At 33.6% G+C, this 26,767-nt stretch carries 26 protein-coding genes and 2 tRNA genes; 18 read left to right on the forward strand and 10 right to left on the reverse strand.

Annotated elements, in window-relative coordinates; genetic code table 11:
- Nucleotides 1–6: 6 nt before the first annotated feature.
- Complete coding sequence (locus ACNRYB_RS05250) at nt 7–411, reverse strand: hypothetical protein (RefSeq protein ID WP_473729441.1); 405 nt, start codon at nt 409–411, stop codon at nt 7–9.
- Nucleotides 395–982 carry an RNA polymerase sigma factor gene (locus ACNRYB_RS05255; protein ID WP_473729442.1) on the reverse strand — a complete coding sequence of 196 codons (588 nt, stop codon included), beginning with the start codon at nt 980–982 and terminating at the stop codon, nt 395–397. The genes ACNRYB_RS05250 and ACNRYB_RS05255 overlap by 17 nt, the downstream gene beginning before the upstream one ends.
- A gap of 309 nt (nt 983–1,291) precedes the next feature.
- Between ACNRYB_RS05255 and ACNRYB_RS05260 the strand changes: the two genes are divergently transcribed.
- The gene (locus ACNRYB_RS05260) at nt 1,292–1,639 is read left to right on the forward strand and encodes a DUF6249 domain-containing protein (protein ID WP_343705162.1); all 348 of its coding nucleotides are present in this window, start codon (nt 1,292–1,294) and stop codon (nt 1,637–1,639) included.
- A gap of 65 nt (nt 1,640–1,704) precedes the next feature.
- Here the strand turns inward: ACNRYB_RS05260 and rnhA are convergent, their stop codons facing one another.
- Together rnhA and purN are read right to left on the reverse strand one after the other, a co-directional pair.
- Nucleotides 1,705–2,184, reverse strand: a complete 480-nt coding sequence (rnhA, locus tag ACNRYB_RS05265; RefSeq protein ID WP_129745889.1) for a ribonuclease HI — start codon at nt 2,182–2,184, stop codon at nt 1,705–1,707.
- Nucleotides 2,185–2,339: 155 nt separating this feature from the next.
- Nucleotides 2,340–2,903, reverse strand: a complete 564-nt coding sequence (purN, locus tag ACNRYB_RS05270; RefSeq protein WP_129745890.1) for a phosphoribosylglycinamide formyltransferase — start codon at nt 2,901–2,903, stop codon at nt 2,340–2,342.
- Between the two features lie 175 nt (nt 2,904–3,078).
- On the opposite strand from purN, the gene ACNRYB_RS05275 reads away from it, so the two are divergent.
- From ACNRYB_RS05275 to ACNRYB_RS05340, 14 genes are all read left to right on the forward strand, one after another.
- Nucleotides 3,079–3,315: an acyl carrier protein gene (locus ACNRYB_RS05275; protein ID WP_007137004.1), complete on the forward strand. Its 237-nt coding sequence runs from the start codon at nt 3,079–3,081 to the stop codon at nt 3,313–3,315.
- A gap of 237 nt (nt 3,316–3,552) precedes the next feature.
- Entirely contained in the window at nt 3,553–4,806 is a 1,254-nt protein-coding gene (gene fabF / locus ACNRYB_RS05280) for a beta-ketoacyl-ACP synthase II (protein WP_129745891.1), read from the forward strand.
- Nucleotides 4,807–4,816: 10 nt separating this feature from the next.
- Nucleotides 4,817–5,557, forward strand: coding sequence for a ribonuclease III (gene rnc, locus ACNRYB_RS05285; protein WP_129745892.1), 741 nt, complete (start codon nt 4,817–4,819; stop codon nt 5,555–5,557).
- A 125-nt stretch (nt 5,558–5,682) separates the two neighbouring features.
- On the forward strand, nt 5,683–6,171 hold the full coding sequence (locus ACNRYB_RS05290; RefSeq protein ID WP_095930692.1) for an IPExxxVDY family protein: 489 nt from the start codon (nt 5,683–5,685) through the stop codon (nt 6,169–6,171).
- Between the two features lie 5 nt (nt 6,172–6,176).
- Nucleotides 6,177–7,610 (forward strand): pyruvate kinase, encoded by a 1,434-nt coding sequence (gene pyk / locus ACNRYB_RS05295; RefSeq protein ID WP_129745893.1) that lies wholly within the window; start codon nt 6,177–6,179, stop codon nt 7,608–7,610.
- Between the two features lie 561 nt (nt 7,611–8,171).
- Nucleotides 8,172–9,851 carry an arylsulfatase gene (locus ACNRYB_RS05300; protein WP_473729443.1) on the forward strand — a complete coding sequence of 560 codons (1,680 nt, stop codon included), beginning with the start codon at nt 8,172–8,174 and terminating at the stop codon, nt 9,849–9,851.
- Between the two features lie 66 nt (nt 9,852–9,917).
- Nucleotides 9,918–10,931 carry an HAD family hydrolase gene (locus tag ACNRYB_RS05305; RefSeq protein WP_473729444.1) on the forward strand — a complete coding sequence of 338 codons (1,014 nt, stop codon included), beginning with the start codon at nt 9,918–9,920 and terminating at the stop codon, nt 10,929–10,931.
- 63 nt (nt 10,932–10,994) lie between these two features.
- Nucleotides 10,995–11,798: a hypothetical protein gene (locus ACNRYB_RS05310; protein WP_129745896.1), complete on the forward strand. Its 804-nt coding sequence runs from the start codon at nt 10,995–10,997 to the stop codon at nt 11,796–11,798.
- Nucleotides 11,799–11,842: 44 nt separating this feature from the next.
- The gene (locus ACNRYB_RS05315) at nt 11,843–13,222 is read left to right on the forward strand and encodes a DUF2252 domain-containing protein (protein WP_473729445.1); all 1,380 of its coding nucleotides are present in this window, start codon (nt 11,843–11,845) and stop codon (nt 13,220–13,222) included.
- A 272-nt stretch (nt 13,223–13,494) separates the two neighbouring features.
- Entirely contained in the window at nt 13,495–14,073 is a 579-nt protein-coding gene (locus ACNRYB_RS05320) for a DUF4136 domain-containing protein (RefSeq protein ID WP_008466016.1), read from the forward strand.
- A gap of 127 nt (nt 14,074–14,200) precedes the next feature.
- Nucleotides 14,201–15,376, forward strand: coding sequence for a helix-turn-helix domain-containing protein (locus tag ACNRYB_RS05325; RefSeq protein ID WP_473729446.1), 1,176 nt, complete (start codon nt 14,201–14,203; stop codon nt 15,374–15,376).
- Nucleotides 15,377–15,441: 65 nt separating this feature from the next.
- Nucleotides 15,442–16,407, forward strand: a complete 966-nt coding sequence (locus tag ACNRYB_RS05330) for a SphA family protein (protein WP_473729447.1) — start codon at nt 15,442–15,444, stop codon at nt 16,405–16,407.
- 47 nt (nt 16,408–16,454) lie between these two features.
- A complete protein-coding gene (locus ACNRYB_RS05335) occupies nt 16,455–17,615 on the forward strand; it encodes a BamA/TamA family outer membrane protein (protein WP_473729448.1) in 1,161 nt (386 codons plus the stop codon).
- Nucleotides 17,616–17,828: 213 nt separating this feature from the next.
- A complete protein-coding gene (locus ACNRYB_RS05340) occupies nt 17,829–19,025 on the forward strand; it encodes a C1 family peptidase (protein WP_091128896.1) in 1,197 nt (398 codons plus the stop codon).
- Nucleotides 19,026–19,192: 167 nt separating this feature from the next.
- Here ACNRYB_RS05340 and ACNRYB_RS05345 read toward each other — a convergent pair whose 3' ends face one another.
- The 3 genes from ACNRYB_RS05345 to ACNRYB_RS05355 are packed head-to-tail and all read right to left on the reverse strand — an operon-like array spanning nt 19,193 to nt 22,081.
- Complete coding sequence (locus tag ACNRYB_RS05345) at nt 19,193–21,352, reverse strand: hypothetical protein (protein ID WP_473729449.1); 2,160 nt, start codon at nt 21,350–21,352, stop codon at nt 19,193–19,195.
- Between the two features lie 16 nt (nt 21,353–21,368).
- Nucleotides 21,369–21,638: a hypothetical protein gene (locus ACNRYB_RS05350; protein ID WP_473729450.1), complete on the reverse strand. Its 270-nt coding sequence runs from the start codon at nt 21,636–21,638 to the stop codon at nt 21,369–21,371.
- Between the two features lie 53 nt (nt 21,639–21,691).
- Entirely contained in the window at nt 21,692–22,081 is a 390-nt protein-coding gene (locus ACNRYB_RS05355; protein WP_473729451.1) for a helix-turn-helix domain-containing protein, read from the reverse strand.
- A 179-nt stretch (nt 22,082–22,260) separates the two neighbouring features.
- On the opposite strand from ACNRYB_RS05355, the gene ACNRYB_RS05360 reads away from it, so the two are divergent.
- Together ACNRYB_RS05360 and ACNRYB_RS05365 are read left to right on the forward strand one after the other, a co-directional pair.
- Nucleotides 22,261–22,539: a hypothetical protein gene (locus tag ACNRYB_RS05360; RefSeq protein WP_473729452.1), complete on the forward strand. Its 279-nt coding sequence runs from the start codon at nt 22,261–22,263 to the stop codon at nt 22,537–22,539.
- Between the two features lie 118 nt (nt 22,540–22,657).
- Complete coding sequence (locus ACNRYB_RS05365; protein WP_473729453.1) at nt 22,658–23,338, forward strand: hypothetical protein; 681 nt, start codon at nt 22,658–22,660, stop codon at nt 23,336–23,338.
- A 523-nt stretch (nt 23,339–23,861) separates the two neighbouring features.
- On the opposite strand, the gene ACNRYB_RS05370 is transcribed toward ACNRYB_RS05365, so the two are convergent.
- From ACNRYB_RS05370 to rseP, 3 genes are all read right to left on the reverse strand, one after another.
- Nucleotides 23,862–23,935: transfer RNA gene (locus tag ACNRYB_RS05370), tRNA-Asn, on the reverse strand.
- Between the two features lie 39 nt (nt 23,936–23,974).
- Nucleotides 23,975–24,048, reverse strand: a tRNA-Asn gene (locus ACNRYB_RS05375).
- Between the two features lie 83 nt (nt 24,049–24,131).
- Nucleotides 24,132–25,475 carry an RIP metalloprotease RseP gene (gene rseP, locus ACNRYB_RS05380; RefSeq protein WP_473729454.1) on the reverse strand — a complete coding sequence of 448 codons (1,344 nt, stop codon included), beginning with the start codon at nt 25,473–25,475 and terminating at the stop codon, nt 24,132–24,134.
- A 201-nt stretch (nt 25,476–25,676) separates the two neighbouring features.
- On the opposite strand from rseP, the gene ACNRYB_RS05385 reads away from it, so the two are divergent.
- On the forward strand, nt 25,677–26,747 hold the full coding sequence (locus ACNRYB_RS05385; RefSeq protein ID WP_473729455.1) for an NADH:flavin oxidoreductase/NADH oxidase: 1,071 nt from the start codon (nt 25,677–25,679) through the stop codon (nt 26,745–26,747).
- Nucleotides 26,748–26,767 lie beyond the last annotated feature (20 nt).

A 26,767-nucleotide genomic window follows, 5' to 3' on the forward strand; every position in this document is an offset into this window, starting at 1 on the left:
TTAAATTTATAGTTGATACTTCTTGTCGAAATAATTCTTTAAAATTCCAACCTGAACCAAAATCATAATTGGAACAATCAAAATGGCATACAAGATGTTTTTAGAAAAATGAATTCCTGAAAATGCTGTTGACATTCTATCAGAATATAATTTCCCGATTTCATCAATTTTTAAATCATTATTTGAAACGGAGAATAAAGAAACATAAATCACTAATGCCGCTACAGCCAAGCCAATCGATATCCAAATTGGTTTAGAAATTAATGGTTTGTATGCTTTGAGTTTTTTCTCTTCTAATACATGAACTTCAGCCATAATTTTAGAAGTAAAATCTATTGATGGCGACTGCAGTTTATCTTCAGCCATCATTTTCTCAATAAGTTGTTCTATATTTTTATCGCTCTCTTTCATAACATTCTATTATTTCTGGTTCTAACTGCTGTCTCAAAATTACGGCTAATTTCTGTCGACTCCTAAATAATTTCACTTTGGCATTATTGGCCGATATATTCATAATCTTTCCAATTTCTTCTAAATTCTGATCGTCAAAATAAAATAAAGTTAAAAGGAAGTTTTCGTCACTTGGTAATAAATTTAAACATTTCTGGATGGTTTGTTTTCGTTCTGTTTCTTCTAATGCGCTCAACGCATTGTCCATTGTTTTAATTAAATGAGAAGAAAAATCATCTATTGAAATATTTAAATCATCTTTTTTATTTTTCTTCAAACGGTCTAGGCACGTGTTATAAGCAATTTTATAAATCCAAGTCGAAAATTTAGATTCTCCTTTAAATTTTGTCAGCGAACTATAAATTTTTATAAAAGTGTCTTGAGCAACTTCTTCCGCTTCTTCACGATTTTTAACCATTTTAAGTGCTAAAGTAAAGATCATATCCTTATAACGATCCACAAGAACGGAAAACGCATTCGTCTCGCCCTGCAGAATTTTATCGATATAATGTTGATCAGTTAATGTGCTCATATTATATAGGACGACAAGTTGTTTGTTTAGGTTACAAGGAATTTGAAAAATAAATTCCAAAAAGCAAATCCCAAATTCCAATCCAATAACTATCAGAGTTAAAATTCAAATTATACTTATTATATAATAGTATAAGCTTTGTCAAAGTTTAAAACTTTGATAAAGTTTTTCAGAATCAAAATTAATTGATAATCAGTTAGTTTTGGAATTTGGAATTTAAAAATTGAAAATTTTTCCAAAATCCTGTAACCTAATTTTAAAAACCCTCGTCCTATGAGGTATATCAATCAATTAAAAACATAAAATATCATGGATTCAAAAATTTTAATTCCAATCAGTCTTTTCTTAATGATCTTCGGGATCGTTTATTTAATTTATTCAACAAGAAACAGAGAGCGTTTGGCTCTTATCGAAAAAGGCGTTGATGCAAGTATCTTTTTGCAAGGAAAAGGAAGCGGAGTTCCGGCTTGGAAAGTGTTTGTTGTAAATATAGCTTTCTTATTAATAGGAAGCGGTGTTGGAATTTTTCTAGCGCTATTAATTACAACTTATACGTCGCTAGATGACGGTGCGGTTTATCCTTCAATTATTTTCATAATGGCTGGAATCGGGCTTTTGACAGGATTTAAAACTGCAAAAGACTTAGATAAAGAATAATAGTCAATAATTAGTAATTTTAGTATAACGTATCGAGAATTTAGGTTTTCGATACGTTATCTTTTTTATAGCAACTTAGAATCGATGTTTTCGTAATAAGAATCAATCGAAAGTTTAGGCTGCATAGATGCCATAACAGCCAATTGATCGCAACGTTCATTTTGCGGATGATTATTATGCCCTTTAATCCATTTGAAATCGACTTGGTGTTTGCGGTAAACGACTAAAAAACGTTTCCAAAGATCTGCATTTTTTCTTCCTGCAAAGCCTTTTTTCTCCCAGCCAAGCACCCATTTCTTTTCTACAGAATCCACCACATATTTAGAATCTGATACAACGAGGACTTTCATATTTGGCTTTTTTAGTTTTTCTAAACCCACAATTACAGCCAAAAGCTCCATTCTATTATTAGTAGTAAGGCGGAAACCTTCGTAGAATTCTTTTTTATGCGGTGTGCCCACCAATTCCATCACGACTCCATAACCGCCATTTCCTGGATTTCCTTTTGCAGCGCCGTCTGTATATATATGTACTTCGTGATTCATTTATTTTTTTTGTTAACCATATAAGTAATAAAAGTTCATTTAAAGTAGAGACTTATATTTCTAAGGCTTTTAAATTTTAGCGTATTTGATTATCTAAATTTTCGAAAGCAATCTTAAATTGCCTTACATTACTTATATGGTTTCAATTTTAAAATCTATTCTTCTAATATTCTATGAATAATCTCTGGAAAATGTTTTTGTTCCAGTTCATGAATTTTCTCTGCAACCGTTTCTGGAGTGTCTTCGTCTGTTAAGGCTACATTTGCCTGAAAGATGATAGCGCCTTCGTCGTAGTTTTCGTTAACGTAATGAATAGATATTCCAGTTTCCTTTTCCTTATTGTTTACAATTGCTCTGTGTATGTGCATTCCATACATTCCTTTGCCTCCATAATTAGGTAAAAGTGCAGGATGAATATTGATTATTTTATTTGGATATTGTTCGATTATGTTTTCTGGGAATTTGAGTAAAAATCCAGCCAAAACTATCAAATCTGGGTCGATTTTTTGTATTTTTTGTAGCACTTTTCTTTCCAAAAGTTCGTTTTTTTCGAAGATTTCGACTGGAATTTGGTGATTTTTTGCTCTTTCAATCACTTTTGCCGAAGCATTATTTGTAAAGACCGAAACGACCTTTGCAATTTCAGTGTTCGAAAAATATTTTATAATGTTCTCTGCGTTAGTTCCTGATCCTGAGGCAAAAACAATAATTTTTTTCATAAAGTTGTGTGTTTTGAGAGTGCAAAAAACGGAATAAAAAACGAAAATAAATAGCTTTAAAAGACCTTTCTTGAAATTAATTTTATAAATTAGTGTCACATTTATAAACTAAATAGTTGTTTTAAAATAAAGTTTTTTATTTTTGCCAACAAATTAAATTCTAAAATTAAAGATTATGTCAGACATTGCATCAAGAGTAAAAGCGATTATCGTAGACAAATTAGGTGTTGACGAAAACGAAGTTGTAACAGAAGCAAGCTTCACTAATGATTTAGGAGCTGACTCACTAGACACTGTTGAGCTTATTATGGAATTCGAAAAAGAATTTGATATTCAAATTCCAGACGATCAAGCAGAAAACATTGCTACTGTTGGTCAAGCTATTTCTTATATCGAAGAAGCAAAAAAATAATAATACCACACCCGATTTCTAAAAGTACCAATTTTTGAAATTCCAAATTCCAATTGGAATTTGATTTTTGATTTTTGAAATTTTTAAGAGTCGGGTGTTATTATTTTTTTTAAATTTTAAATTTCGATTGATTTTCAATCAAAAAGATATATTTATATTGTAATTCCCATGGCTCTTAAGTAACAATAAGTTAAGAAAGCGTGGGTTTTATTTGTTTAAAGTACAAAATACATATTTATGGCATTAAGGCGAGTTGTTGTAACAGGATTAGGTGCACTTACTCCTATTGGGAATAATATCCAGGAATATTGGAATGCACTTGTGAATGGAGTTAGCGGAGCCGCTCCAATCACATATTATGATACCGAGAAACACAAAACGAAATTTGCCTGCGAAGTAAAAAACTTCAATATTGAAGATTACATGGATCGCAAGGAATCTCGTAGATTAGATAAATTTGCACAATACGCAATTGCTGCCAGTGATGAAGCTATTAAAGATGCTGGAATCACAAATGATAACGTAAACAAACAAAGAGTTGGTGTTATCTGGGGAGCAGGAATTGGAGGTTTAGAGACTTTCCAAGAAGAAGTATTGTATTACGCAAAAGGTGATGGAACTCCGAAGTTCAACCCTTTCTTTATTCCTAAAATGATTGCCGATATTGCTCCTGCACATATTTCTATGCGTAACGGGTATATGGGGCCAAATTATACTACGGTTTCTGCTTGTGCATCTTCTGCAAATGCATTAATTGATGCTTTCAACTACATTCGTTTAGGAATGTGCGATGTTATTGTTTCTGGTGGTTCTGAAGCTGCTGTTACAATTGCTGGTATGGGAGGATTTAGTTCAATGCACGCTTTATCTACAAGAAATGAAAGCCCAGAAACAGCTTCAAGACCTTTTGACGCAACTAGAGATGGTTTCGTATTGGGAGAAGGAGCAGGAGCTTTGGTTCTTGAGGATTATGAACATGCTAAAGCAAGAGGAGCAAAAATCTACTGTGAAATTGGCGGTGGAGGTATGTCTTCTGACGCTTATCACTTAACAGCACCACATCCGGAAGGGATTGGAGTTATCGCAGTAATGGAAAACACATTGAGAGATGCCGGAATGACTCCTGATCAGGTAGATCATATCAACACTCACGGAACTTCTACTCCATTAGGAGACGTTGCTGAGTTAAAAGCAATTAGCGCTGTTTTTGGTGACCACGCTAAAAACATCAACATCAACTCTACAAAATCAATGACAGGACATTTATTGGGTGCGGCAGGAGCTATTGAAGCTATTGCTTCTATCTTGGCAATGCAACACGGAATTGTTCCTCCAACGATTAACCATACAGTTGTTGATGAAAACATTGACCCATCTTTAAATCTTACTCTAAACAAACCTCAAAAAAGAGAAGTAAATGTTGCTATGAGTAATACATTTGGTTTTGGTGGACACAATGCTTGCGTATTGTTTAAAAAACTAGCTGATTAATTTTCTGTATATGAATATTATCAAAAAAATATTTTCGAAATCCCGTTCTCAAGAAGACGGGATTTTTTTTGACACTATTCAGAAAATTCTTGGTTTTCAGCCTTCTAACATAGATTTTTACAGACGAGCGTTTACACATCGTTCGTCTAATAAATTAGATCAGAATGGTCATCCTATTAATTATGAACGTTTAGAATTTTTAGGAGATGCCATGTTAAGTGCTGTAATTGCTGCACATTTATTTAATAAAGCCCCAAATGGAGACGAGGGTTATTTGACCAAAATGCGTTCAAAAATTGTGAGTCGTGAACATTTGAACGAATTGGGCAAAGACTTAAATTTAGTGCAGTTTGTAGAAAGCAAAGTGCCGATTCAGCATTTTGGAGAAAATATTCATGGTAATATTTTTGAATCCCTTATAGGAGCTATTTATTTAGACAAAGGCTATACCTTTTGCGAGAAATTCATCCAAAAAAGGGTAGTAACGCCTTATGTTGACATTGCGCGACTAGAAGGAAAAGTTATAAGTTATAAAAGTCTTGTTATCGAATGGTGTCAGAAAGAAAAAAGAGTTTTCCATTATGACATTTTTGAAGATAACGGTATAGATGGCCAGCGTTTATTTGGAGTTAAATTGAGTATCGATGATAAAGTTGTCGCAAGAGCGCGAGCAACTTCAAAAAAGAAAGCAGAAGAAAAAGCATCGCAGAGAGCTTATTTTGCGTTTCAAGAAAAAATTGACAAGAAATAGCTGCAAAAATGTTGTAACTCTCACAAGGCTACATCGTTTTCGTTTATAATTTAACAAAACAAGCATGTCATAACTGTTGATGCTCAGTTTAGAAATAGTATATTTACAACTTGATTTTTCAAGACATGGCTATTCATAAATTGGATTTAGACGAATTTGACGAAATTGATTATTATTTAATGGCAATTCATACTTCATTAGAAGATTATAGATTAGCCTATTTTATCAATAAAATCCTTCCGATCAACTTAAGTAAGAGCAAAAACGAGATCCATGCTCAGACTAAGGAAGGTGAAGCAAATTTTTCGAGATTCTATTATTATGATGAAGAAAAAGCTGTTTCCTGGAATTTAATTCAGAATAAAAATGAAATCATTTCTGTGAGTACAAATGATTTTCAGAATTTGTTTTCTAATGAAACAAGTGAGGTTTCGACAACAATTCATTTACTTCCTGAATTTAAAAAAGTCGATTTTTTCCTGAAAATTGATAATAGCGAAGAGGCGCTTAATTTTTCAGAAATTCAACAAAAATTAAACACAATAGAAAGTATTGCGGCTATTTATGCCGTTGATACAGACAAAATAAAATCAAAAAACAATCTAATTTTTTAAAAAAAATGCTAACAAACAAGAAAACCAAAATTGTTGCTACACTTGGCCCCGCTTGTAGTACAAGAGAGATCATTAAAGATATGATCGATGCAGGTGTTAATGTGTTTAGAATCAATTTTTCGCATGCAGATTACGAAGGAGTAAAAGAAAAAATCGATATCATTAGAGGACTAAACGAAGAGTTTGGTTACACGACAGCAATTTTAGGAGATTTGCAAGGACCAAAACTTAGAGTTGGTGTAATGGAAGAAGGTACAGTTGTACACGATGGAGACGAAATCACTTTTACAACTGCCGAAGATATTATCGGAACATCAAAAAGAGTGTTCATGAAATATCAGAATTTCCCAAATGATGTTAACCCAGGAGAGCGAATCTTGCTTGATGATGGTAAACTTATTTTCGAAATCGTATCTACAGATAAAAAAACTGAGGTTGTTGCTAAAGTTATTCAAGGTGGAGAATTAAAATCTAAAAAAGGGGTTAATCTTCCAAACACAAAAATCTCTTTACCAGCTTTAACTGAAAAAGATATCGCTGACGCTATTTTTGCAATCGAGCAAAAAGTTGATTGGATTGCCCTTTCATTCGTGAAAACTCCTCGCGATTTACAAGACTTACAAGAATTAATTGCTAAGCATTCAGAATATAAAATTCCAATCGTTGCTAAAATTGAAATGCCAGAAGCTCTTGAGAATATGGATAAAATTGTAGCATATTGCGATGGTTTAATGGTTGCTCGTGGAGATCTTGGTGTTGAGCTTCCTGCTCACGAAGTTCCATTGGTACAAAAAGATTTGATCAGAAGAGCTAAAACGGCTAGAATTCCTGTTATCGTTGCTACACAAATGATGGAAACAATGATTACAAGTTTAACTCCAACTAGAGCAGAGGTAAACGACGTTGCGAACTCAGTAATGGACGGTGCAGATGCTGTAATGTTGTCTGGAGAAACTGCTACAGGAAACTACCCAGTACAAGTTATCCAAAGAATGGCACAAATTTGTGAAGCTGTTGAGAACTCACCGCTTATTCAGGTTCCTCAAAATACACCACAAATTAAAACGAAACGTTTTGTTACTAAAACAGTTTGCCACCAAGCAGCTTTATTGGCTAACGAAATCGAAGCTAAAGCAATCTGTACTTTAACAAACAGCGGTTATACGGCTTTCCAAATTTCGGCTTGGAGACCATCAACAGCTCATATTTTAGTATTTACTTCAAACAGAAGAATCTTAACACAATTGAATTTATTATGGGGTGTTAAATCTTTCTACTATGATAATGAAGAAAGTACAGACGATACTGTAACAGATGTAAATCAAATTGCTATCGATAAAGGTTATGCACAAAAAGGAGATTATTTAATCAACCTTGCTGCAATGCCAATTAAAGATAAAGGAATGGTTAACACGATGAGAGTTTCTGAAATCGAATAACAATTCTTTAAAAATGAATTTCAAAAAAGCCACTTTTTTAAGTGGCTTTTTTGTTTTTAAAAAATTTCTTCAAATAGCAATTCAAATTCCTAATTCGATATTTATCTTTTTGTTGTTTTTTTCAAATTGATTTTTTGACCTTTTTATTTCCTTTTGACTAAGTTCTTAAAATTATTTAATCAAAAACTTTCTTTCCTTATCGAACATTTCTTTTGTGCATTTAATAAAAAAATATAATAGGTGTATTTTCTTACTTTTCAAAATGTTTCATTTTATAAAATGAAACATTTTGTTGCAAATTCTCAAAATATCTTGTTTCATTTTATAAAATGAAACAAGCTCATGTCAAATAAATTCGATTGTTCGCTTATTTATTAGTTAATTTTGAGATACTTAAGAAAAAGTTAAAAATGTTTTGTTCCAAATTTTTAAGTAAAAAGAATTTGAAACATATCAAAAAAATGCAACCTCGATTTTTTTTTAAGCCTTCAATTTTCCCATTAATTTTTTTGGATTTTCAAACTCATATAAATAACAAGGTCATTAACGAATTTTTTTATCATGAAACAAGTCAAATTAAAATGCGGATTTTCAAATGCCTTACAGGTATTTGTGTTACTATTTTTTTCTGGGGTTTCTATTATAGCGCAAAGCAAAAAGCCAAATATTTTGGTGCTTTGGGGTGATGATATTGGAACAACTAATATAAGTGCCTATAGCGATGGACTTATGGGATATACAACTCCTAATATAGACCGTTTGGCCAATGAAGGATTAAGATTTTTACATTATTATGGAGAACAAAGTTGTACTGCAGGACGTGCCGCTTTTTTGACAGGACAGCACGGTCTTCGTACGGGTCTTACAAAAGTGGGGTATCCTGGGGCACCAATGGGAATGAGTCAGTTAGATCCTTCAATTGGAGGAATTATGAAAAGCCTTGGCTATGCTACAGGACAATTTGGTAAAAATCACGTTGGAGATCGTAATGAAAACTTGCCAACAGTGAATGGATTTGATGAGTTTTTCGGAAATCTGTATCACTTAAATGCAGAAGAAGAACCAGAATTGCCAGATTATCCTAAAGATCCTGCATATTTGAAAAAATTTGGACCAAGAGGGGTATTAAAATGTACTGCTACAAATGTCGATGATGGGACAACTGATCCTCGTTTTGGAAGAGTAGGAAAACAAAAAATCGAAGATACTGGAGCACTTACTAAAAAAAGAATGGAGACTATCGACGATGAAACTTCTGCAGCTGCTATTGATTATATCAAGAGACAAAATGCTGCAGGCAAACCATTTTTCTGCTGGTTCAATGCTACTCGTATGCACCTTCGCACGCACGTTAGAAAAGAACATAGAGGAAGATATACTCACGGAGATAGCGAATACATTGACGGTATGATTGAACACGACGAAACTATTGGAAGCATCTTAAAAGCATTAGACGATTTAGGAATTGCTGATAATACAATTGTAATCTATTCTACAGATAATGGGCCTCATATGAATACATGGCCAGATGGAGCAATGACTCCATTCCGTTCAGAAAAAAATACTAACTGGGAGGGAGCTTTCCGTGTACCTTGTATTGTTCGTTGGCCAGGGCATATTAAACCAGGAGCTGTTACTAATGAATTAATGAGCCACAATGACTGGATTCCAACTTTGGCTTCTATTGCAGGAGAACCAGATATCGTTAATAAGCTTTTAAAAGGCTATAATGCTAACGGAAAAACATATAAAGTTCATTTAGACGGTTATGACCAAAGTAGCTTTTTACTAGGAAAAACAGAAAAAAGTGCTAGAGATAAATTCTTCTATACAGATGATGATGGTCTTTTGGTTGGTTTAAGAGAAGGTGATTATAAATATGTTTTTGCAGAACAGCGTCTGGCTGGTACACTTGGAGTTTGGGCAGAGCCATTTACGAAACTTCGTTTGCAAAAAATATTTAATCTATACCAAGATCCTTTTGAAAGAGCCGATTTTACTTCAAATACCTATTGGGATTGGGTTATGAACCACGTTCAGATGGTATATGGTGCAATATATGATGTGGGCGTATTTGCCGAAACTTTCAAAGAATATCCTCCAAGATCAATACCGCCGAGTTTCTCTGCTTACACTATTATGGAAGAAGCGATGAAAGATATTAAAGCACAACAATATATTGAGAAAAATGTTCTTCCTAAGGTAAAAGAAGAAGAGGCAGCTTCAAAAAAGAAAAAATAAATCATAGATAATTACAAGAAACAGGACTTTTTACGTCCTGTTTCTTTTCACTTAATAGTATTTGTTATGCATAAAAAAATAGTATTAATTCCGATGCTTCTTGTTTTATTTATTTCGTGTAAAAAATCAGAAGAAAATACAGATGTTAAATCAAAAGACAGTACAGCAACTACTGCAACAAATGGTGATCCATTGCCAAGTTGGAACGACGGAGCTTTAAAAAGCGATATAATTGCTTATGTAGAAAAAGTAACAAAAGAAGGAAGTCCAGATTTTATTCCAGAAGAATATAGAATTGCGACTTTTGATAATGACGGAACTTTATGGGCTGAAAAACCTTATGTACAGGAACTTTTCGCTTTTTATAGAGTACAGAAAATGGTAGAAGCTAAGCCAGAATTAGCCCAAAAACAGCCTTTTAAAGCAGTAATAGAAAAAGACAAAACTTTCTTTGAAAAAGGAGGAGATAAAGCGCTTATAGAATTGGTGGCAGCAACTCATACCGGAATGACAGAAGATGAATTTGAAGCTTCAGTTAATGATTTCTTTAAAGGCGCAAAATATCCTGGTAAAAATGTTCCTGTGAAGCAAATACGCTATCAGCCGCAATTGGAATTGTTAAACTATTTACGCGCGAACGGATTTAAAACGTACATCGTTACTGGCGGAACAATAGAAGTGGTAAGAGCAATTTCTCAAGATTTTTACGGAATTCCAAAAGATCAAGTTGTCGGAACTTCTTTTAAATATAAATATGATGCCACTAAAAATGCGGTTCAACGAGAAGCGGCTTTAGATCATTTTAATGATAAAGAAGGAAAACCTGTTGGCATTCAATTACATATTGGGCAAAGACCAGTTTTTGCCTGCGGTAACGAAGGCGGAGCAGGAGATATTGCAATGCTAACTTATTCGCAGGGAAATAAATATCCATCTTTTCAATTGCTTGTAAATCACAATGATTCAATACGAGAGTATAAATATCAGGAAAAAGATAATGCTTCATTAAATATAGCTGCAAAAAATAAATGGCATGTTATTGATATGCAGAAAGATTGGAAAAAAGTTTTTGCAGAGTAAGAGAAAAAAATTGTTTGCAGATCAAATAGTTGAAGTTTTTCTAATTAATAAAATTTGAGCCGTATGAAAAATTCTTTTCTAGCAATATTACTGCTATTTGTCACTTTTACAATTTCAGCTCAAGAAGAACCTGCAAAACCGGGAAACAGCGCACAGGAACTAGCCGATAAAATGGCAAATCCTGTGGCAAGTTTAATTAGCGTTCCGTTGCAAAACAATCTTACTTATGGAATTGGCGCTTATAATGGATCAAAATATCAGATCAATATACAGCCTGTTGTTCCGTTCAAGTTAAGTGAAAATCTAAACTTGATTACACGTTATATTCTTCCAGTTGTAGATCAGCAGGATGTTACGGGAGAAAATACTCATGAGTTTGGTTTAAGCGATGCAACCGTGACAGCATTTTTTGCTCCTAAAACAAAAGGATTAATCTTAGGAGTTGGTCCTGCTTTTTTAGTGCCAACTGCCACAGAAAAACTTTTAGGAACAGAAAAATTTGGAATTGGACCCAGCGTTTTGGTAATGCACCAAGGAAAAGGACTTTCTATTGGTTTTTTAGCCAATCAAATTTGGTCTGTTGCAGGAAATGCAGATAGAGCAGATTTCAATCAGTTCTACACGCAAATATTCTTAACGCATAGTTACAAAAGTGGAGCGAGTTTAGGAATCACCTCAGAAATTACTCAAAACTGGCAGGGCAATACAACCCTTATTACAGTTAGTCCAAACGTTGGGGCAATTACGAAATTAGGAGGTCAGACCATGCAATTTGCTGTTATGCCTTTAATTCCGGTTGTAGGCCATTCAAACATAAGACCAGATTGGGGATTACGAGCGGTGGTAGCATTTATATTTCCGCAGTAATTCTGCATAAGAGTTTTAGAAAAGATTATTTTAAATTCTTACAAATGGCAGAAAAACCTTTTGACCCCATTGAATCAAAAACAGAACGCTATGAAAAAGGAGCTTCAATTAGAAAAAAAGTTCCTTTAGAAAAGCATCAGGAATGGAATTCTTCTAAGAATAGAAAAAATCCTGTAGACATTTTAATTCAGACCAGTGTGGGACGAGTTGAAAGTCTGGTGCCAATTCGCTATAGCAGAATGATGGAATCGCCTTTTGCGTTTTACAGAGGAGCCGCTGCGATTATGGCTGCTGACTTAGCTCATACTTCTGCATCGGGAATAAATTTACAGCTTTGCGGTGATTGTCATTTAATGAATTTTGGCGGATTTGCAACTCCCGAACGCAAATTGGTTTTTGATATCAATGATTTTGACGAAACATATCCAGGCCCTTGGGAATGGGATGTAAAACGATTGGCAGCCAGTTTTGTTATTGCAGGAAGATGGCGAAAATTTTCCAATAAAAATTGTAAAGAATTTGCTTGGCATGTTGCCGACAGTTACAAACGGCATATGTTGGATTACAGTAAATTATCTGCGCTTCAAATTTGGTATGCAGATATTGATTTAGCAGAATTGATTGAATTAGGCCATGATAAAGAACTCAAAGAGTTTGACCAAAAAAGAATAAAAAAAGCATCGGAATATACCGCTCACGAAAAGGAGTTTGCAAAGATGACTTATTTTGACGGAGCCAGAGCACGTATAAAAGACGAACCGCCTTTGATTTTTCATCCAAGCGGAGATCTTGAAAAACTGGTTGCCAAAGAAGGCGAAATCATTCATAAAAGGTATATAGAATCTCTTTCAGAAGAAAAGCAGGTTTTGCTCAGCAGATATAAGCTTCATGATATTGTTATAAAAGTGGTGGGCGTAGGAAGTGTTGGAACTCTTTGCGGGATTAGTTTGCTAATGTCTGCTACTGGCGAGCCTATTTTTTTACAGTTTAAAGAAGCCAGAAAAAGTGTTCTCGAAGAATATGTAAAAATTAAAGGTAAATATACGCATCAAGGCGAACGAATTGTAATGGGGCAAAAGCTAATGCAGTCTGCGTCTGATATGTTTCTGGGCTGGACAGACGATAGTAAGGATAGATTCTTTTATATCAGACAGCTTAGAGATGCCAAAATAAAACCGGTTTTAGAAGTTATGAAACCCAAAAATATGGCAGATTATACCAAAGCCTGCGGATGGGCGCTTGCAAGGGCGCATGCACGCTCAGGTGATCCTTCTATGATTTCGGGCTATATTGGAGATACAGACGAATTTGCCGATGCCATTTCGGAGTTTTCGGTTTTATATGCTGATCAAAACGAAGTGGATTACAACAAAATGCTAGAAGCAATAAAACACGGTAAACTGCCTATAGCGAGCGAAATTTAGCATCTAGCCATGCAAGGCAAATAGAAATGAAAAATGAGCAAAAATCTTGCTTTAATGCATCTAAAAAATTATAAAGTAAGATTTTATTTATTTAATACTGTTAATTAAATAAAATGATTTATCTTTGAGAGTAATCTAAGTAATTGTTTAATAGGTACTTGTGTTATTTTTACAATTATTTATATGTTTTACACTCCTCGTTCAAGATTTTTATGATTTTAATACATTCGAGTTAAACTGATTTAATTATTAATTTAAATAAATACCACAACATGAATATTAAAAGAACAAGTCTTCGTATAATCCCAATCTTATTTTTGGGTTTGTTTTACAGCTGCTCTCCAACTGTAAAAGTTACAACTGATTATGATCATGCTGCGAACTTCAGCGAATACAAAACTTTTGCTGTTTATGATTTAAAAGCACAGCAAGGCCAAGTAAATCAGTTAAATGTTGATCGTGTTGCAAAAGCAATCCGAAACGAAATGCTCGCAAAAGGATTTACAGAATCTAGTAATCCAGATTTAAAGGTAAATGCGGTTTCGATATTAAAAAACAAAACTCAAGTGACAGCCGATACTAATTTTTATGGCTATGGCGGAATGTATCGTCCATACGGATATTGGGGTGGAGGCGCCATGATGGGCGGCGGTACCACAACATTCAACAGCTATGATTATGTTGACGGCTCATTGGTAATAGATATCGTATCTACAAAAACCGATAAACTAGTTTGGCAAGGAATCGGAAATGCTGAAATTGACAGTAAACCAGATAATCCTGAACAATTCATCAACGATGCAATCAAAAAAATACTAGCTGGTTTCCCTCCGGGAGCAGTCAAAAAATAATTGCAAAAAATAATTGTACTTGCCCAAATGGCGAGTACAATTATTTATCCTTCTACATACGCCCCCATCGTATTCTATTTTTAAGATTTTAAGAAAAAATAATACCACACCAATTAAACTTAAAAAAATGATCGATATATTACTCTCACTTTTCTTCTTTATAGCCATAATTGCCGGTCTTGCTACTGCTATTATGGTCTTATTTTCCAAAAAAAATTATTCCAAAAGTTTCTTTTTGGGAATGTTTCTACTGAGTCTGGCGGTAGTAAGTATCTACAATTTTTATCTGTCGGCCAATATCTTTAAAGAATTTCCAGATTTATTTATTATTACCAAATCATTTATTTTTCTGGCAGCACCATGTTCATTCTTATATGTTCGAAATATTTTATCATCAAATAAAAGTTTCAGAAAATACGATTGGATGCATTTTATTCCTTTTGCGATATACTTTGTTTTAACGCTTTTTGTATATGTTGGAAGTTTTACTAACCTAAAAATTGTCGATTTTATAGCGGCTAAAATCAAAAACCCATTTTCTATTTTCACTTTGACGATTTGGCTTTTCTATGTCTTTTTTCAAACCATGTTGATTTTAAACTATGATCTGAAAAAATTTAAAGGAAACCAATTTCATAGAACCAAAGTAATAAACTGGATCAGGGTTTATAACCTCATGATTTTGTTTCTTTTCTCGGCACTTTTTGTTCATCATTTTTTATCAAGAAAAGTGGGTGCTGTAGATTTGTCTTGCTATTTCTTAATTTCTTCTGTCTTGTTTTTTACAGTCGGTTGGCTGTATTTCAGACCGCAAATTTTTCATGACGAAGAAGAAACATTCGATTTTGTTGTAGACAATACAATGGCGGTAAAAACAAAAGAAACCAAAAATACACTTCCAATAACAAACGAATTGACGATAGAAAAAAGAGAAGAATACCTTTTAAAACTAGAACATGTTTTAGTTACTAAAAATCTATTCTTAAAAAAAGATTTTGTAATCAGAGATTTGGCAGACGAAACAGGAATATCTGTGCATCACTTGTCCAATTTAATTAATTCTGAATTTGGTCTTCATTTTCAGGATTATGTTAATCTTAAAAGAATCGAATATTTTAAAGACAAAATAAACGATCCAGAATGGAAAGATTTGTCTTTAGAAGGCATGGCTTGGGGTTCTGGCTTTAAATCTCGAACGACATGTTTTAGAGCCTTTATAAAACACACTGGAAAATCTCCTTCAGAATATTTTAAAACCATCCGAATAAATCCTGATCGCACCGGATCGTATTATTTTAAGTAAAGATTCTTTTGTATCAAGTGATTATGAGAGGCTATTGCCGCAGTATTAATTCAAAATAATTTGCCATGAAATTAAAGATTAATCATTCTGATAAAATAATGAAATTGGCTTATGCAGTGTTTCTGTTTTTAATTTCACTTTATGGTAATGCGCAATTAAAAGGAGGGCATATTCTTGGGTCTTCGGGACTGCAGTCGGGTACACAGGCACCAGAAAAAACATTGAGTTTGTATGTGCCTGGTTATATCTACACGGCAAATTGTCTGCGAAATGCCGATGGCGATAAAACTGGAAATCCTGATTTAAATATGTTTTTAACTGGAATTGGAGCCAATTATGTAAGCGATTTTAAAATTCTGGGAGCCAATTATGGCGCTACAGTTTTAGTGGCATTTGCATCCAATACAATTCAAGGAAGTTTTATCGATTCTAAGAGCAATTTTGCGTTTACAGATATGCTGGTGCAACCCGTTCAGTTAGGCTGGCATAACAAGAGAGCCGATTTTGTTTTTAGCTATCAAATGTATCTCCCAACAGGAACATATGAATATGGCGGAAGCAACAATAGCGGACTGGGAATGTTTATGAATGAGTTTTCGGCAGGAACAACTTTATTCTTTAATGACAAAAAAACATTCCATTTCTCAGCATTGGCCGCTTACGAAATCAACAGTAAAAAGAAAGATACGGACATAAAAACGGGAGATATTTTGAGCATAGAAGGCGGACTCGGAAAAACATTCTATTGTATGAATGCAGAAAAAACAGCGCCAAAAGGAATACTAAACACTGGATTGATTTATTATTTCCAATTCAAAGTATCCGATGATAAAATTCCAGTTGGAACCTTTCTGCTAGAACCAGACAAAGATCATGTTAGTGCGCTTGGTACCGAGGTTAATTACCTTCATTTAGGCTGTATGACGCAGGCGGGTTTTAGATGGGTTTCAGAATTGGGTGCCGTAAACAGATTTCAAGGAAATACTTTTTTCATTACGCTAGCGCACGTTTTCAGTTTCAAGAAAAAATAGACTTAGAATAAGATAAATTTTTAACCGCACTAAAAATTCCGATTCTTATGAAAAACCGAAAACCTTCAAGAAGAAACGTCTTATTCTCGCTTTTGATTCTTTTGTTTTGTAATGTTTTAAATGCACAAAAGCATCATACCGTTATGAAAGATTCTTTAGACGGCGCTTTCGATTTAAGTGATTTTCTTATTTACGCCAACGGATTCATAGTAGTGCCCACCATTATTACAGAACCCGCCGTTGGAGGATTTGGAGGTGCAGTTGCGCCGATTTTCTTAAAAAAACGTGCTCCTGTTGTGGATGAAAACGGAAAAAAACGATTTATAAATCCAGATATTACAGGAGGAATCGGAATGTATACAGCCAATAAAAGCTGGCTTGCAGGAGCTTTTCGTTCGGCAACATTGGTAAAACCCAAAATATTATATCGAGCTTTTGCAGCTTATGGCGACATGAATTTGTCATTTTATGCCAATAATCTGCCGAATCATAATGACGAAGAATTTAAACTCAATTTTAAATCGACCATTTTTTATACGCAATGGCTCAAACAATTTAATAATGCAAAATGGAGCGCAGGACCGCAGTACTTATTTTTAAATTCTAAAATAAACCTGCCCGATTTAGATCTTCCGCCGCCATTTGTAGACCCGAAAGATATTAAAAGCACCATAAGCCAGCTAGGACTTGCATTCCAGTTTGACGGGCGTGACAACATATTTACGCCAGATAAAGGAATACGAATCCAAAGTGATTTTTTCTGGTCAGATAAAGCATTGGGGAGCGATTATCAGGCATGGCGTATCAATTTATCGGCAATAGGATATTATCCGTTGGCGAAAACTCTAATTGGCGGACTAAGGATTGAAGGGGAGCAGGCGTTGGGGAGTCCGCCTTTTTATTTAAAACCTGGAATTAATATGCGAGGAATTCCCGCTGCCAGATATATGGGAAACACTAGTATTGTAAGCGAGTTAGAATTTCGATGGGATTTGTACCGAAGATGGAGTCTTATGGGCTACGGAGGTCTCGCAAGCGCTTTTAACGATTGGGATCAAGCTTTTGCCAAACCCGTTGTGTACAGTTACGGAACAGGTTTTAGATATCTCATTGCTAGAAAGTTTAAACTCAGAATGGGTGTCGATGTTGCAAAAGGAAACGAAGAATGGGCTTACTACATCGTTTTTGGAAGCAACTGGATGCGATAAATACAGAAACCAAAAAAACTTGTAAGAAGTTGTTTGTAAAATAAAAAACCTCGATGCGCCTGTATCGAGGTTTTTTGTGTTAAATATCTTAATAATCAGGCCCATTAAGAAAATATTAACAACCAAACATTACACAAATTGTATATTATTTAATTGTTTTGTAACAAATTGGAAACATTTGAGACTAATTTTATAAAATCTTAAACATAACTTATGAATACATTTTCATTCAAATCAGTGTTTGCCGCTTCAATATTTTTGGCTGGAACTGCAGGCTGTTTTGCGCAAGACATTTTAGTAAATTCACTTAAACTAAATGCTAGCGACAAAAGTAAAGAGAACTTCAAATTTACAGAAGTAATTAACCTAGGAACAACATCGGTAAAATCTCAAGGATCATCTGGAACTTGCTGGAGCTACTCAACAAACTCATTCTTAGAGTCAGAAATGATTCGTTTAGGAAAACAGCCTGTTGAGCTTTCTCAAATTTATTCTGCAAGAAACGTGTATGTAGAAAAAGGAATTAACTATGTTCGTATGCACGGAGCAATTACGCTTGGAGATGGAGGAGCTCTTCACGATGTAATTAATATGTACAAAAAATACGGAACTGTGCCAAGAGAAGTTTACACAGGATTAAACTACGGAACAGACAAAAACAAATTTGCCGAAATGAGTGCCCTTATAGAAGGTGTTTTGGCAGCAGTGGTGAAAAACCCGAACGGAGAATTGACTCCAAACTGGCAAAAAGCATACTCAGCTGTTATTGATTCTTACTTAGGAAAAGTGCCAGATAATTTTACATACAAAGGAAAAAACTATACGCCGCAATCTTTTGCTAAAGAAGTAGTGGGAATTAACCCAGACGATTACGTAGAAATGTCATCTTTTACAAATGCGCCTTACTACCAAAAAACAACTATGATGGTGCCAGACAATTGGTCATTGGATCAAGTTTACAACGTAAAATTGAACGATATGACAGACGTTATCGACAATGCGCTTAAAAAAGGATATACTGTAGCTTGGGCAACAGATGTTAGCGAGAAAAGCTTTAGCTGGAAAAACGGTGTAGCTTACGTAGCGTCTAAAAAATTCGACGATATGACGGCTGAAGAAAAAGCAGACATGTTTAACGGACCAAAAGCTGAACCAGAAATTACCCCAGAAATGCGTCAGGCTGCGTTTGATAACTACACAACAACAGACGACCACGGAATGCACATTATTGGTCTTGCAAAAGATCAAACGGGTAAAGAATACTATATCGTAAAAAATTCTTGGGGAGAAACAAACGACTACAAAGGTTTCTTGTTTGTAACTAAGAACTTCGTAAAATATAAAACTACTGCGTTACTAGTAAACAAAGGAGGAATTCCTGCTGAAATTGCTAAGAAATTAGGGGTTTAATTACCTGAGAGTTTTACAGAAACAGAAAAGCGCTACAATGAATGTAAATTGTGGCGCTTTTTTTAATTTAATTATATTTTAATTCCATCGAATTCGATGGAATTAAAAATATGTGAGAGTTTTATAGAAAATAGAAAAGCGCTGTAATGAAAATTGTGGTGCTTTTTTTAAAAAGGTATATCATCATCGTGAAGACTATCTTTCTTTTCAGTTAACTTTTTAATAAAAACTTCATTGCGCTTTTTTGCTCTTTCATAAAGAGTAGAATATTTTATAACTTCCATATAAATAGAACCATTTTCTCTTCCATTAAATAATCCCGCGACAATTTTTGTTGGTCTAAAAAGATAATCAAATTTTGCAGCTTGTATAAAGTCGGGGTCTTTGGAAATAACATCAAATGCATTGATTTTTTCACCTATTAGATAACCGAAAAAAGTATTTATTTGAAATTCATCTTTTGAAAAATTTCTAATTAAAGTAGCATAGTTTTGTATTTGATTTAAATAATCAGAAACGTTTACATCAGGAGCTTTGAATTCAATTATAATGCATTTGCCTTCTTCAGGAAACAATAAAATATCAGGTCTTTTATCTGATCGTTTTTCTTCAAGTGAATCTCTAAAATCTATTTGCTCTTGAGTTAACTCAGTATCTTCTTTAAATATTTTGGTTCCATTAATCTCAATATTCTTTAACTGGATTTCTGAATTTCCGCTAAATAAAATGAAATCTTCGTTTATTAACCATAAATCGCTAGTATCGGTATTTTTTGAATGTTGCTTGAAAATTAAATTATGAAGCAACGCCTCATCATTATTTCTATTTGTTGAATTTTGAACACTTAGTTTTTTTTCAAGAATTTTATCAAATAATTCTAAAACTAATTTTCTTCTAGCAACATAATGTGTTAATGCAATTCTATTTTGTAAAGGTATTTCTTTTACTAATCGTTTAATTTGGATGTTAAAATCCTCCTCGTAATTTTTTGAAATTGGATTTAATGTTTCTAGCTCTTCTATTTGTTTTTTAATTTTTGAGTCTACTTTGGCAACTACTTTAGATTCTGCCGTATATACTTTTTCAAGAATCTTTTCTTCTGTATCATTCAAAGAAATTGAAATGTTTTCTAAAAATTCATCATTCAGAAGAAACATAGATTTTAATTTTTCAATTCTGTTTCTTTTTTCTTCCTTTTTTATTTGAATTTCTGGATACAGTCCAAGAATTTTTTCATTAGCTCTATCTTGAATGTCATTTAAAAAAATCTCTTCTGAACTAAATAAGTTTAGCTCTTTTTTATAATTTTCTTTGGTTGGGATTTTTAGATCACCTCGGGTATCACTATCTCTGTCATTTAAATACGAACTTGAAATTAAAAATAAATACCTTTCATCATTTATTACATCCTTATTAGATAGAGATGTGATTTCAAGTTTGAATTTTTCTGGCTCAACAATTTCATTTTTACTGGTTAATTTTAATTCATTTTCATCAAGATGATTCTTATTGATTTTAAATGATTTAATTTTAAATTCTTCAAATTTATCAATTTGTTCAATGCTTTTGGCATCTAAAGAGAGTCTGCTGTAATTTACATTGAATTCAACTTCATTATCTACTTTAGGTATATCATCTGAAGTTATAAAAACCTCTTTAGTAAAATTTTCATTAATATATTGTTGAATACTTATTTTAGGTAATCTATTGCTATTCAGGCAAAAAAACTGTAAATAATGGTGTATAATTTTATTTTTTAATTCTTCAATTAAAAAAATGTAAGATTGATTATCTTTTTCGTCTATCAAATTGCTAATTGTAACTGAAGTTCCAGTCAGTTTACTTTCGCTATTTGTAGTTTGTTTAAGGAATGTAATAGTATTATTGGATAATATATATTTGTCAGATTTTGAAATATTAAATGTTCTTTCTTTAAATCCATTTTGATCTTCAAATACACTAACGTATTCACACGTATTAAAAAAATGTACTAGTTGTAATCTTCCTGAGCCTTTATTGTTAAACCCCTTACGGTTGTCTTTATATGTTAAAAATCTTTCAAATTCTTTATCATTAAAACCAATTCCAGAATCACGTATCACAATTTTATCGAACTCTAGTTCATTTAAAAGATTCTTTTTTAAGTAATGTTTTATAATAATTTGTTCATCTTTAGACTTTTCTTTTTTTAATTCAATGGCTTCTAATGAATTTGTAAAGGATTCAAAGATTGGTTGTAGAGGATTACTGTTTTTTTTAACTTCTTGAAATATACCAGGGTAAAAAACTCCTTCTATTTTTAAAAAAGTATTATCCGTAAATTTCATATTTAATAAATTAATATTATTTTCTGTCCTCCATTTGCTTTTTTGTTTCATCTAAAGCTTGAATGGGATTTAATCCATTTATTATGCATTCGATGTAAATGCATTTTTCGATAATGGGATCAACATTTGCTTTTTCAAAATTTTTTATAATTGGAAATAATTCAGTTCCAAGAATCTCCAATTTTATTAATCCAAGTTTGTCATTAATTGAAAGGTGGTTATATTCTCCTTTTGCATTTAATTCATTAATTTTAATGTTCAAATATTCTTGAAATGGATTTTCCATGTTTTTTTAACTGACTAAATTTCAAAATTTATAAAAATGATCAAAAAATAAATTTACTTCCCCTTCATCAACCTCTCCAAATACTCCACTTTATCTTTTTCAGCCTGAACCAAACGTTCATAAAGTTCCACAATTTTATCAATTGGGTTGAAAGTGCAGTTATAGTTATTTCCATTAATAAAGCTGCTGTCGTGTAATGTATTACCCATAATATTTAAAACAGCTTCATCAGAGAAGTTTTTAATCGCTTCAGCCGAAACTCCCAAAGCTTCAGCAATAGAGTTTAGTCTTTCATCGTCAACATTTTCGCTTCCTTCAATAGTAGAAACGTATTGCTGGCTTACGCCTATTGCAATCGCAAGTGCTTCTTGTTTCATTCCTCTAAGCTCACGAATACGGCTTATGTTTCTCCCGATATGTTTTGGTTTTGTTGCTGTGCTCATACATCAAAGATATTAAAAATCCTTAAAAATTAGGAATGCTGTAAAATACAATCTTTTTGGTTGTGAGATAAAATCGCAATCTATTTTGTTAGAATGTATTCTATCGTTTATTTAGCTGAGGTAAAAATACAATTTTTCGTACAATAATTATTCGTAACCAAAACCATAAAATAAACGCCATGAAAACAGAAAACGAAAGCAATGCCAATGAGAACCAAATAATAGAATCGATAGCTAGATTGATATCAGATATTGGTTTCGACGGAGAATATAAAAATCATCCAGAATACTTAACCGAGATTTTTGAGCATCTTCTAGAAACAGAATCAGGAGACAGCCGTTCCTTACGAATTAAAATGCTAAGCTGCATTAGAACCAGTAAAATGTTGGCAAAAGCATTAGAACCATTTTCAGACGAAGAAGTGCAAAAAGCCTGCGTTAAAATGATTAATGCGTAAAAAGAAGTACTTTATCGGCTTTCTAAGTAATTCATGGTCAGAATAAAAGCTAACTAAAAGAAAATCAGTATCTTTAATGTGAGTTTTTTAATAGGAGCATTAATTTTATTCAAAAATCATGAAAAAGTATGAAGCAATTTTATGTACACTTGCGTTCGTATTTTCTCTCGGCTGTTTTGCTCAGAGCACAAACAGTGCCTCTGCTTCTTCGGCACCAGGAAAAACGACATTATTGACGGATAGTCTCCCTACAAATGATATGGTTATACAATCGTATTATGTTGAGGAAAGAATAAATAAACTTTTTGGAGGTAGAATTATTACTTACCAAGTTTCAAAATTGGACATGGTCGATACTTACGATCTTGGTCCTAACAATACTAGAACCGTAATTCCGAATTACGTAAAAAGAAAACCTAAAGTTGCTCCAAATACAATAGAGACAAAAACGCTTGTTGCAAGTGCGAATGCTTCGGTAACGCCTGTTAAGGTAGAAGTTACACCTCCAGCCGCTACAAATACAAAATATGTAACCGTAAATATGGTGGATACTTACGAAAGAGTTATTGATAAAGGTTACAAATCTATCGATATGCTAAAAAAAGTAGCCGACCGTTTTTATTTTGAAGGCAATCTAACCGCAGCAGCGGGCTATTACACCCAATTATTTGACCAAGCCAAAGATTTGGATGTTATATATTATTACAGATACGCCCAGTCCTTAAAAGCAATAAATGAAGATGAAAAAGCAAATACATTGATGAAAAGGTTTAAGAGCGAAACTTTGAGTATGAAATAGATTTTCAAAGGTTTAAAGGGACAGAGCTACAGAGGGGCAAAGGTTTAAAGTTTTTAAGGGTAATTTGAGATAAATCTAAAGATTAAGTTCGCAAAGCTTTATGTAGATAAAGCTCTGCGAGCTTTTTTTGTTTTACTTGCAGTTTGTCATCCTGAGGAACGAAGGATCACACTCGTATATCGACACAGGTTGGGGAAATACTTTGTGGGGTTTCTAGTGCGATCCTTCCTTCGTTAGGATGACAAGATTGTGTAAAGCGTACAGTTTGTCATCCTGAGGAACGAAGGATCACACTCGCATATCGACAAAGATTGGCACCCTTTGCGATCTCTTTTATAGATTCCTATTAAGTCTCGAAAAAAAAACTCTTAGCGACCTCTGCGTAAATCTTAGCGCACTTTGCGTAAAGACCTTGCGCACTTTGCGGTTAAATAAGCAACTCTAAATATTGGAATTTGGAATTTTAAAACTTTGGAATTTGAACAAAAAAAAAGACGATCAAATTTGATCGTCTTTTTTTAAGCTCCCCCTCTTGGGCTCGAACCAAGGACCCTCTGATTAACAGTCAGATGCTCTAACCAACTGAGCTAAGGAGGAATCACCTTAAAAGGTTAATATGTTTGCTAAAAAAAGTTGCTCCCCCTCTTGGGCTCGAACCAAGGACCCTCTGATTAACAGTCAGATGCTCTAACCAACTGAGCTAAGGAGGAAAGTGTTGCTCTTTTTAGCGAGTGCAAATATAAAACTATTTTTAGTTTCTCAAAAACATTTTTACTCTTTTTTTGACTTTTTTTTACTTGCCTACAATGGCTTTGTAAATGTCGTTACCATTAGCAAATAGTAGCAGTGAAATAAGTAAAACAAAACCAACCATTTGCGCATTCTCTAGGAATTTGTCGCTCGGTTTTTTGCCGCTAATAATTTCATACAATAAAAACATTACGTGTCCACCATCAAGAGCCGGAATTGGCAATAAATTCATAACTCCAAGCATAATTGACAATAAAGCCGTGATTGACCAGAAAACTTCCCAGCTCCAAGAACTAGGGAAAATGTTGTAAATAGCCGCAAAACCACCCACTTGTTTGTAAGCTTTGGTTTCTGGATTAAAAATCATTTTCAATTGTTTTCCGTAACCTACTAATTGATCTTTTCCTTTTTGAAGACCAACTGGAATAGATTCGAAGAAACCATATTCTTTAGTGCTTATTTTATAGTATCCTAATTTCTCCAATGATTTTATATCTAAGCCACCAGGCATAACCTCTAATTTTCCTTCAGAACTAACTTTTAAAGTAAGAGGTATTTCTTTTAAATCACGTAAAACAACAGCAGGGATTGATTTTCCTTTGTTTGCTTCTAAAATTGTTTTTGCTTCATCAAAATATTTAACTTTTTGCCCATTAAGAGAAAGAATCAAGTCTTTTGCTTTTAAATTTTGGTTTGGCGATTCTTCTGCAACTTTTCCAATAACAAAAGGTCTGCGGATATCGATAAGCATTCCTTTTTCTGTTTTAGAAAGCTGATCCACAAAATCTGTAGGCATTGTAATAGTTTGCTGTTTTCCGTCTCTTTCGATCAAGATATGTTTAGCCATAATCACATTCATATTCATATCGCTATCAAAATTTTCTACAGCTTTTCCATCAATAGAAATAATTTTATCGCCCGTTTTAAAACCAGCTTTAAGCATAGCAGGATTTTCAATTGCAACACCATCTTTTAAGTCAGCATTTGCAATATAAGTATCTCCGTAAGCAAACGCCATTCCGATATAGATAATAAAAGCCAAGATAAAGTTTACAGTAACACCGCCAAGCATAATAATTAAACGCTGCCAAGCTGGTTTAGTACGAAATTCCCAAGGCTGAGGAGGCAGAGCCATTTGCTCTTTGTCCATACTTTCGTCAATCATTCCAGAAATTTTCACATAACCACCCAGTGGCAGCCATCCGATACCGTATTCTGTTTCTCCGATTTTCTTTTTGAAAAGTGAATATTTAACATCAAAAAACAAATAAAATTTTTCGACTCTAGTTTTAAACAATTTAGCAGGGATAAAATGCCCTAATTCATGAAGAATAATAAGTAAAGATAAACTCAATAGAAATTGAGACAGTTTGATAACTATATCCATTTGTTGTTTTTAATTCGTATTTAACGCACAAAAGTAGCGTTTTCTATTTTAATATAAGTATGCAAGATAGTGTTTAAGATTTTAAATGTTTGTTAATTAATAAACATTTCGATTTCTCGTTTTAACAAGATGCCGTAACTTTACTTTTCGAACACTGCCTTACTCAATTGGTAGTATAAACTCATTAAAAGTTACAAGTATATGGCAACGAAATTATTTTCTCCCTTTACCATAAAAAATATCACCTTAAAAAATAGAATTGCGATTTCGCCAATGTGCCAGTACTCTGCAATTGACGGATTTGCAAACGATTGGCATCTGGTTCATTTAGGAAGCCGTGCCAGCGGAGGTGCCGGACTTATTATTCAAGAAGCCACAGCGGTTTCTCCTGAAGCCAGAATTTCTCCAGCCGATTTAGGAATTTGGAAAGATGAACATATCGAAAAACTAAAACAAATCAATGCCTTTATAGTTTCGCAGAATTCGATTCCCGGAATCCAGTTAGCGCACGCAGGAAGAAAAGCGAGTGTTTCGGCTCCATGGTTGGGGAATAAGAAATTAGATTTCGCTCAAGACGGATGGCAGACCGTTGCGCCAAGCGCGATTCCGTATCATGAAGGCGAACCGTTTCTTCCAGAAGCTTTAGATAAAAACGGAATCCAAAAAGTAATTTCAGATTTTAAATCGGCAACAAAAAGAGTGGTCGAAGCAGGATATAAGGTTGTAGAAATTCATGCGGCTCATGGTTATTTATTGCATCAGTTTCTTTCTCCATTAACAAATGTAAGAACAGACGAATATGGGGGAAGTTTCGAAAATAGAATCCGTTTTACATTAGAAATTGTAGAAGCGGTTCAGTCAGAATGGCCTTCAGATTTGCCATTGTTTGTTAGAATTTCGGCAACAGATTGGGCAGAAAATGGTTGGAATCCAGAAGAATCTGTACAGCTTTCTAAAATATTAAAAGAAAAAGGAGTAGATTTAATAGATGTTTCGTCAGGCGGATTGGTTTCGCATCAGAAAATAACATTAGGGCCAGGCTATCAAGTCCCTTTTGCAGAAAAAGTGAAAGCAGAAGCAGGAATTGCAACAGGAGCAGTCGGATTAATTACAGAAGCAAAACAAGCTGAAGAAATTTTAAATAAAAATCAAGCCGATTTGATTTTATTCGCCAGAGAATCTTTGAGAAATCCGAACTTGCCTTTGGATTTTGCCACTACATTAAACGACGATATTCAATGGCCAAAACAATACGAAAGAGCTAAACTTTAAATATTTTTATTAGCCACAGA

This window comes from Flavobacterium sp. CR10 (assembly GCF_055814415.1).

What these genes read in the sequence shown, in the direction of transcription:
- ACNRYB_RS05250 (WP_473729441.1), bottom strand. Translation starts at nt 411, where the DNA reads ATGAAAGAGAGCGATAAAAATATAGAACAACTTATTGAGAAAATGATG.
- ACNRYB_RS05255 (WP_473729442.1), bottom strand. Translation starts at nt 982, where the DNA reads ATGAGCACATTAACTGATCAACATTATATCGATAAAATTCTGCAGGGC.
- ACNRYB_RS05260 (WP_343705162.1), top strand. Translation starts at nt 1,292, where the DNA reads ATGGATTCAAAAATTTTAATTCCAATCAGTCTTTTCTTAATGATCTTC.
- rnhA (WP_129745889.1), bottom strand. Translation starts at nt 2,184, where the DNA reads ATGAATCACGAAGTACATATATATACAGACGGCGCTGCAAAAGGAAAT.
- purN (WP_129745890.1), bottom strand. Translation starts at nt 2,903, where the DNA reads ATGAAAAAAATTATTGTTTTTGCCTCAGGATCAGGAACTAACGCAGAG.
- ACNRYB_RS05275 (WP_007137004.1), top strand. Translation starts at nt 3,079, where the DNA reads ATGTCAGACATTGCATCAAGAGTAAAAGCGATTATCGTAGACAAATTA.
- fabF (WP_129745891.1), top strand. Translation starts at nt 3,553, where the DNA reads ATGGCATTAAGGCGAGTTGTTGTAACAGGATTAGGTGCACTTACTCCT.
- rnc (WP_129745892.1), top strand. Translation starts at nt 4,817, where the DNA reads ATGAATATTATCAAAAAAATATTTTCGAAATCCCGTTCTCAAGAAGAC.
- ACNRYB_RS05290 (WP_095930692.1), top strand. Translation starts at nt 5,683, where the DNA reads ATGGCTATTCATAAATTGGATTTAGACGAATTTGACGAAATTGATTAT.
- pyk (WP_129745893.1), top strand. Translation starts at nt 6,177, where the DNA reads ATGCTAACAAACAAGAAAACCAAAATTGTTGCTACACTTGGCCCCGCT.
- ACNRYB_RS05300 (WP_473729443.1), top strand. Translation starts at nt 8,172, where the DNA reads ATGAAACAAGTCAAATTAAAATGCGGATTTTCAAATGCCTTACAGGTA.
- ACNRYB_RS05305 (WP_473729444.1), top strand. Translation starts at nt 9,918, where the DNA reads ATGCATAAAAAAATAGTATTAATTCCGATGCTTCTTGTTTTATTTATT.
- ACNRYB_RS05310 (WP_129745896.1), top strand. Translation starts at nt 10,995, where the DNA reads ATGAAAAATTCTTTTCTAGCAATATTACTGCTATTTGTCACTTTTACA.
- ACNRYB_RS05315 (WP_473729445.1), top strand. Translation starts at nt 11,843, where the DNA reads ATGGCAGAAAAACCTTTTGACCCCATTGAATCAAAAACAGAACGCTAT.
- ACNRYB_RS05320 (WP_008466016.1), top strand. Translation starts at nt 13,495, where the DNA reads ATGAATATTAAAAGAACAAGTCTTCGTATAATCCCAATCTTATTTTTG.
- ACNRYB_RS05325 (WP_473729446.1), top strand. Translation starts at nt 14,201, where the DNA reads ATGATCGATATATTACTCTCACTTTTCTTCTTTATAGCCATAATTGCC.
- ACNRYB_RS05330 (WP_473729447.1), top strand. Translation starts at nt 15,442, where the DNA reads ATGAAATTAAAGATTAATCATTCTGATAAAATAATGAAATTGGCTTAT.
- ACNRYB_RS05335 (WP_473729448.1), top strand. Translation starts at nt 16,455, where the DNA reads ATGAAAAACCGAAAACCTTCAAGAAGAAACGTCTTATTCTCGCTTTTG.
- ACNRYB_RS05340 (WP_091128896.1), top strand. Translation starts at nt 17,829, where the DNA reads ATGAATACATTTTCATTCAAATCAGTGTTTGCCGCTTCAATATTTTTG.
- ACNRYB_RS05345 (WP_473729449.1), bottom strand. Translation starts at nt 21,352, where the DNA reads ATGAAATTTACGGATAATACTTTTTTAAAAATAGAAGGAGTTTTTTAC.
- ACNRYB_RS05350 (WP_473729450.1), bottom strand. Translation starts at nt 21,638, where the DNA reads ATGGAAAATCCATTTCAAGAATATTTGAACATTAAAATTAATGAATTA.
- ACNRYB_RS05355 (WP_473729451.1), bottom strand. Translation starts at nt 22,081, where the DNA reads ATGAGCACAGCAACAAAACCAAAACATATCGGGAGAAACATAAGCCGT.
- ACNRYB_RS05360 (WP_473729452.1), top strand. Translation starts at nt 22,261, where the DNA reads ATGAAAACAGAAAACGAAAGCAATGCCAATGAGAACCAAATAATAGAA.
- ACNRYB_RS05365 (WP_473729453.1), top strand. Translation starts at nt 22,658, where the DNA reads ATGAAAAAGTATGAAGCAATTTTATGTACACTTGCGTTCGTATTTTCT.
- rseP (WP_473729454.1), bottom strand. Translation starts at nt 25,475, where the DNA reads ATGGATATAGTTATCAAACTGTCTCAATTTCTATTGAGTTTATCTTTA.
- ACNRYB_RS05385 (WP_473729455.1), top strand. Translation starts at nt 25,677, where the DNA reads ATGGCAACGAAATTATTTTCTCCCTTTACCATAAAAAATATCACCTTA.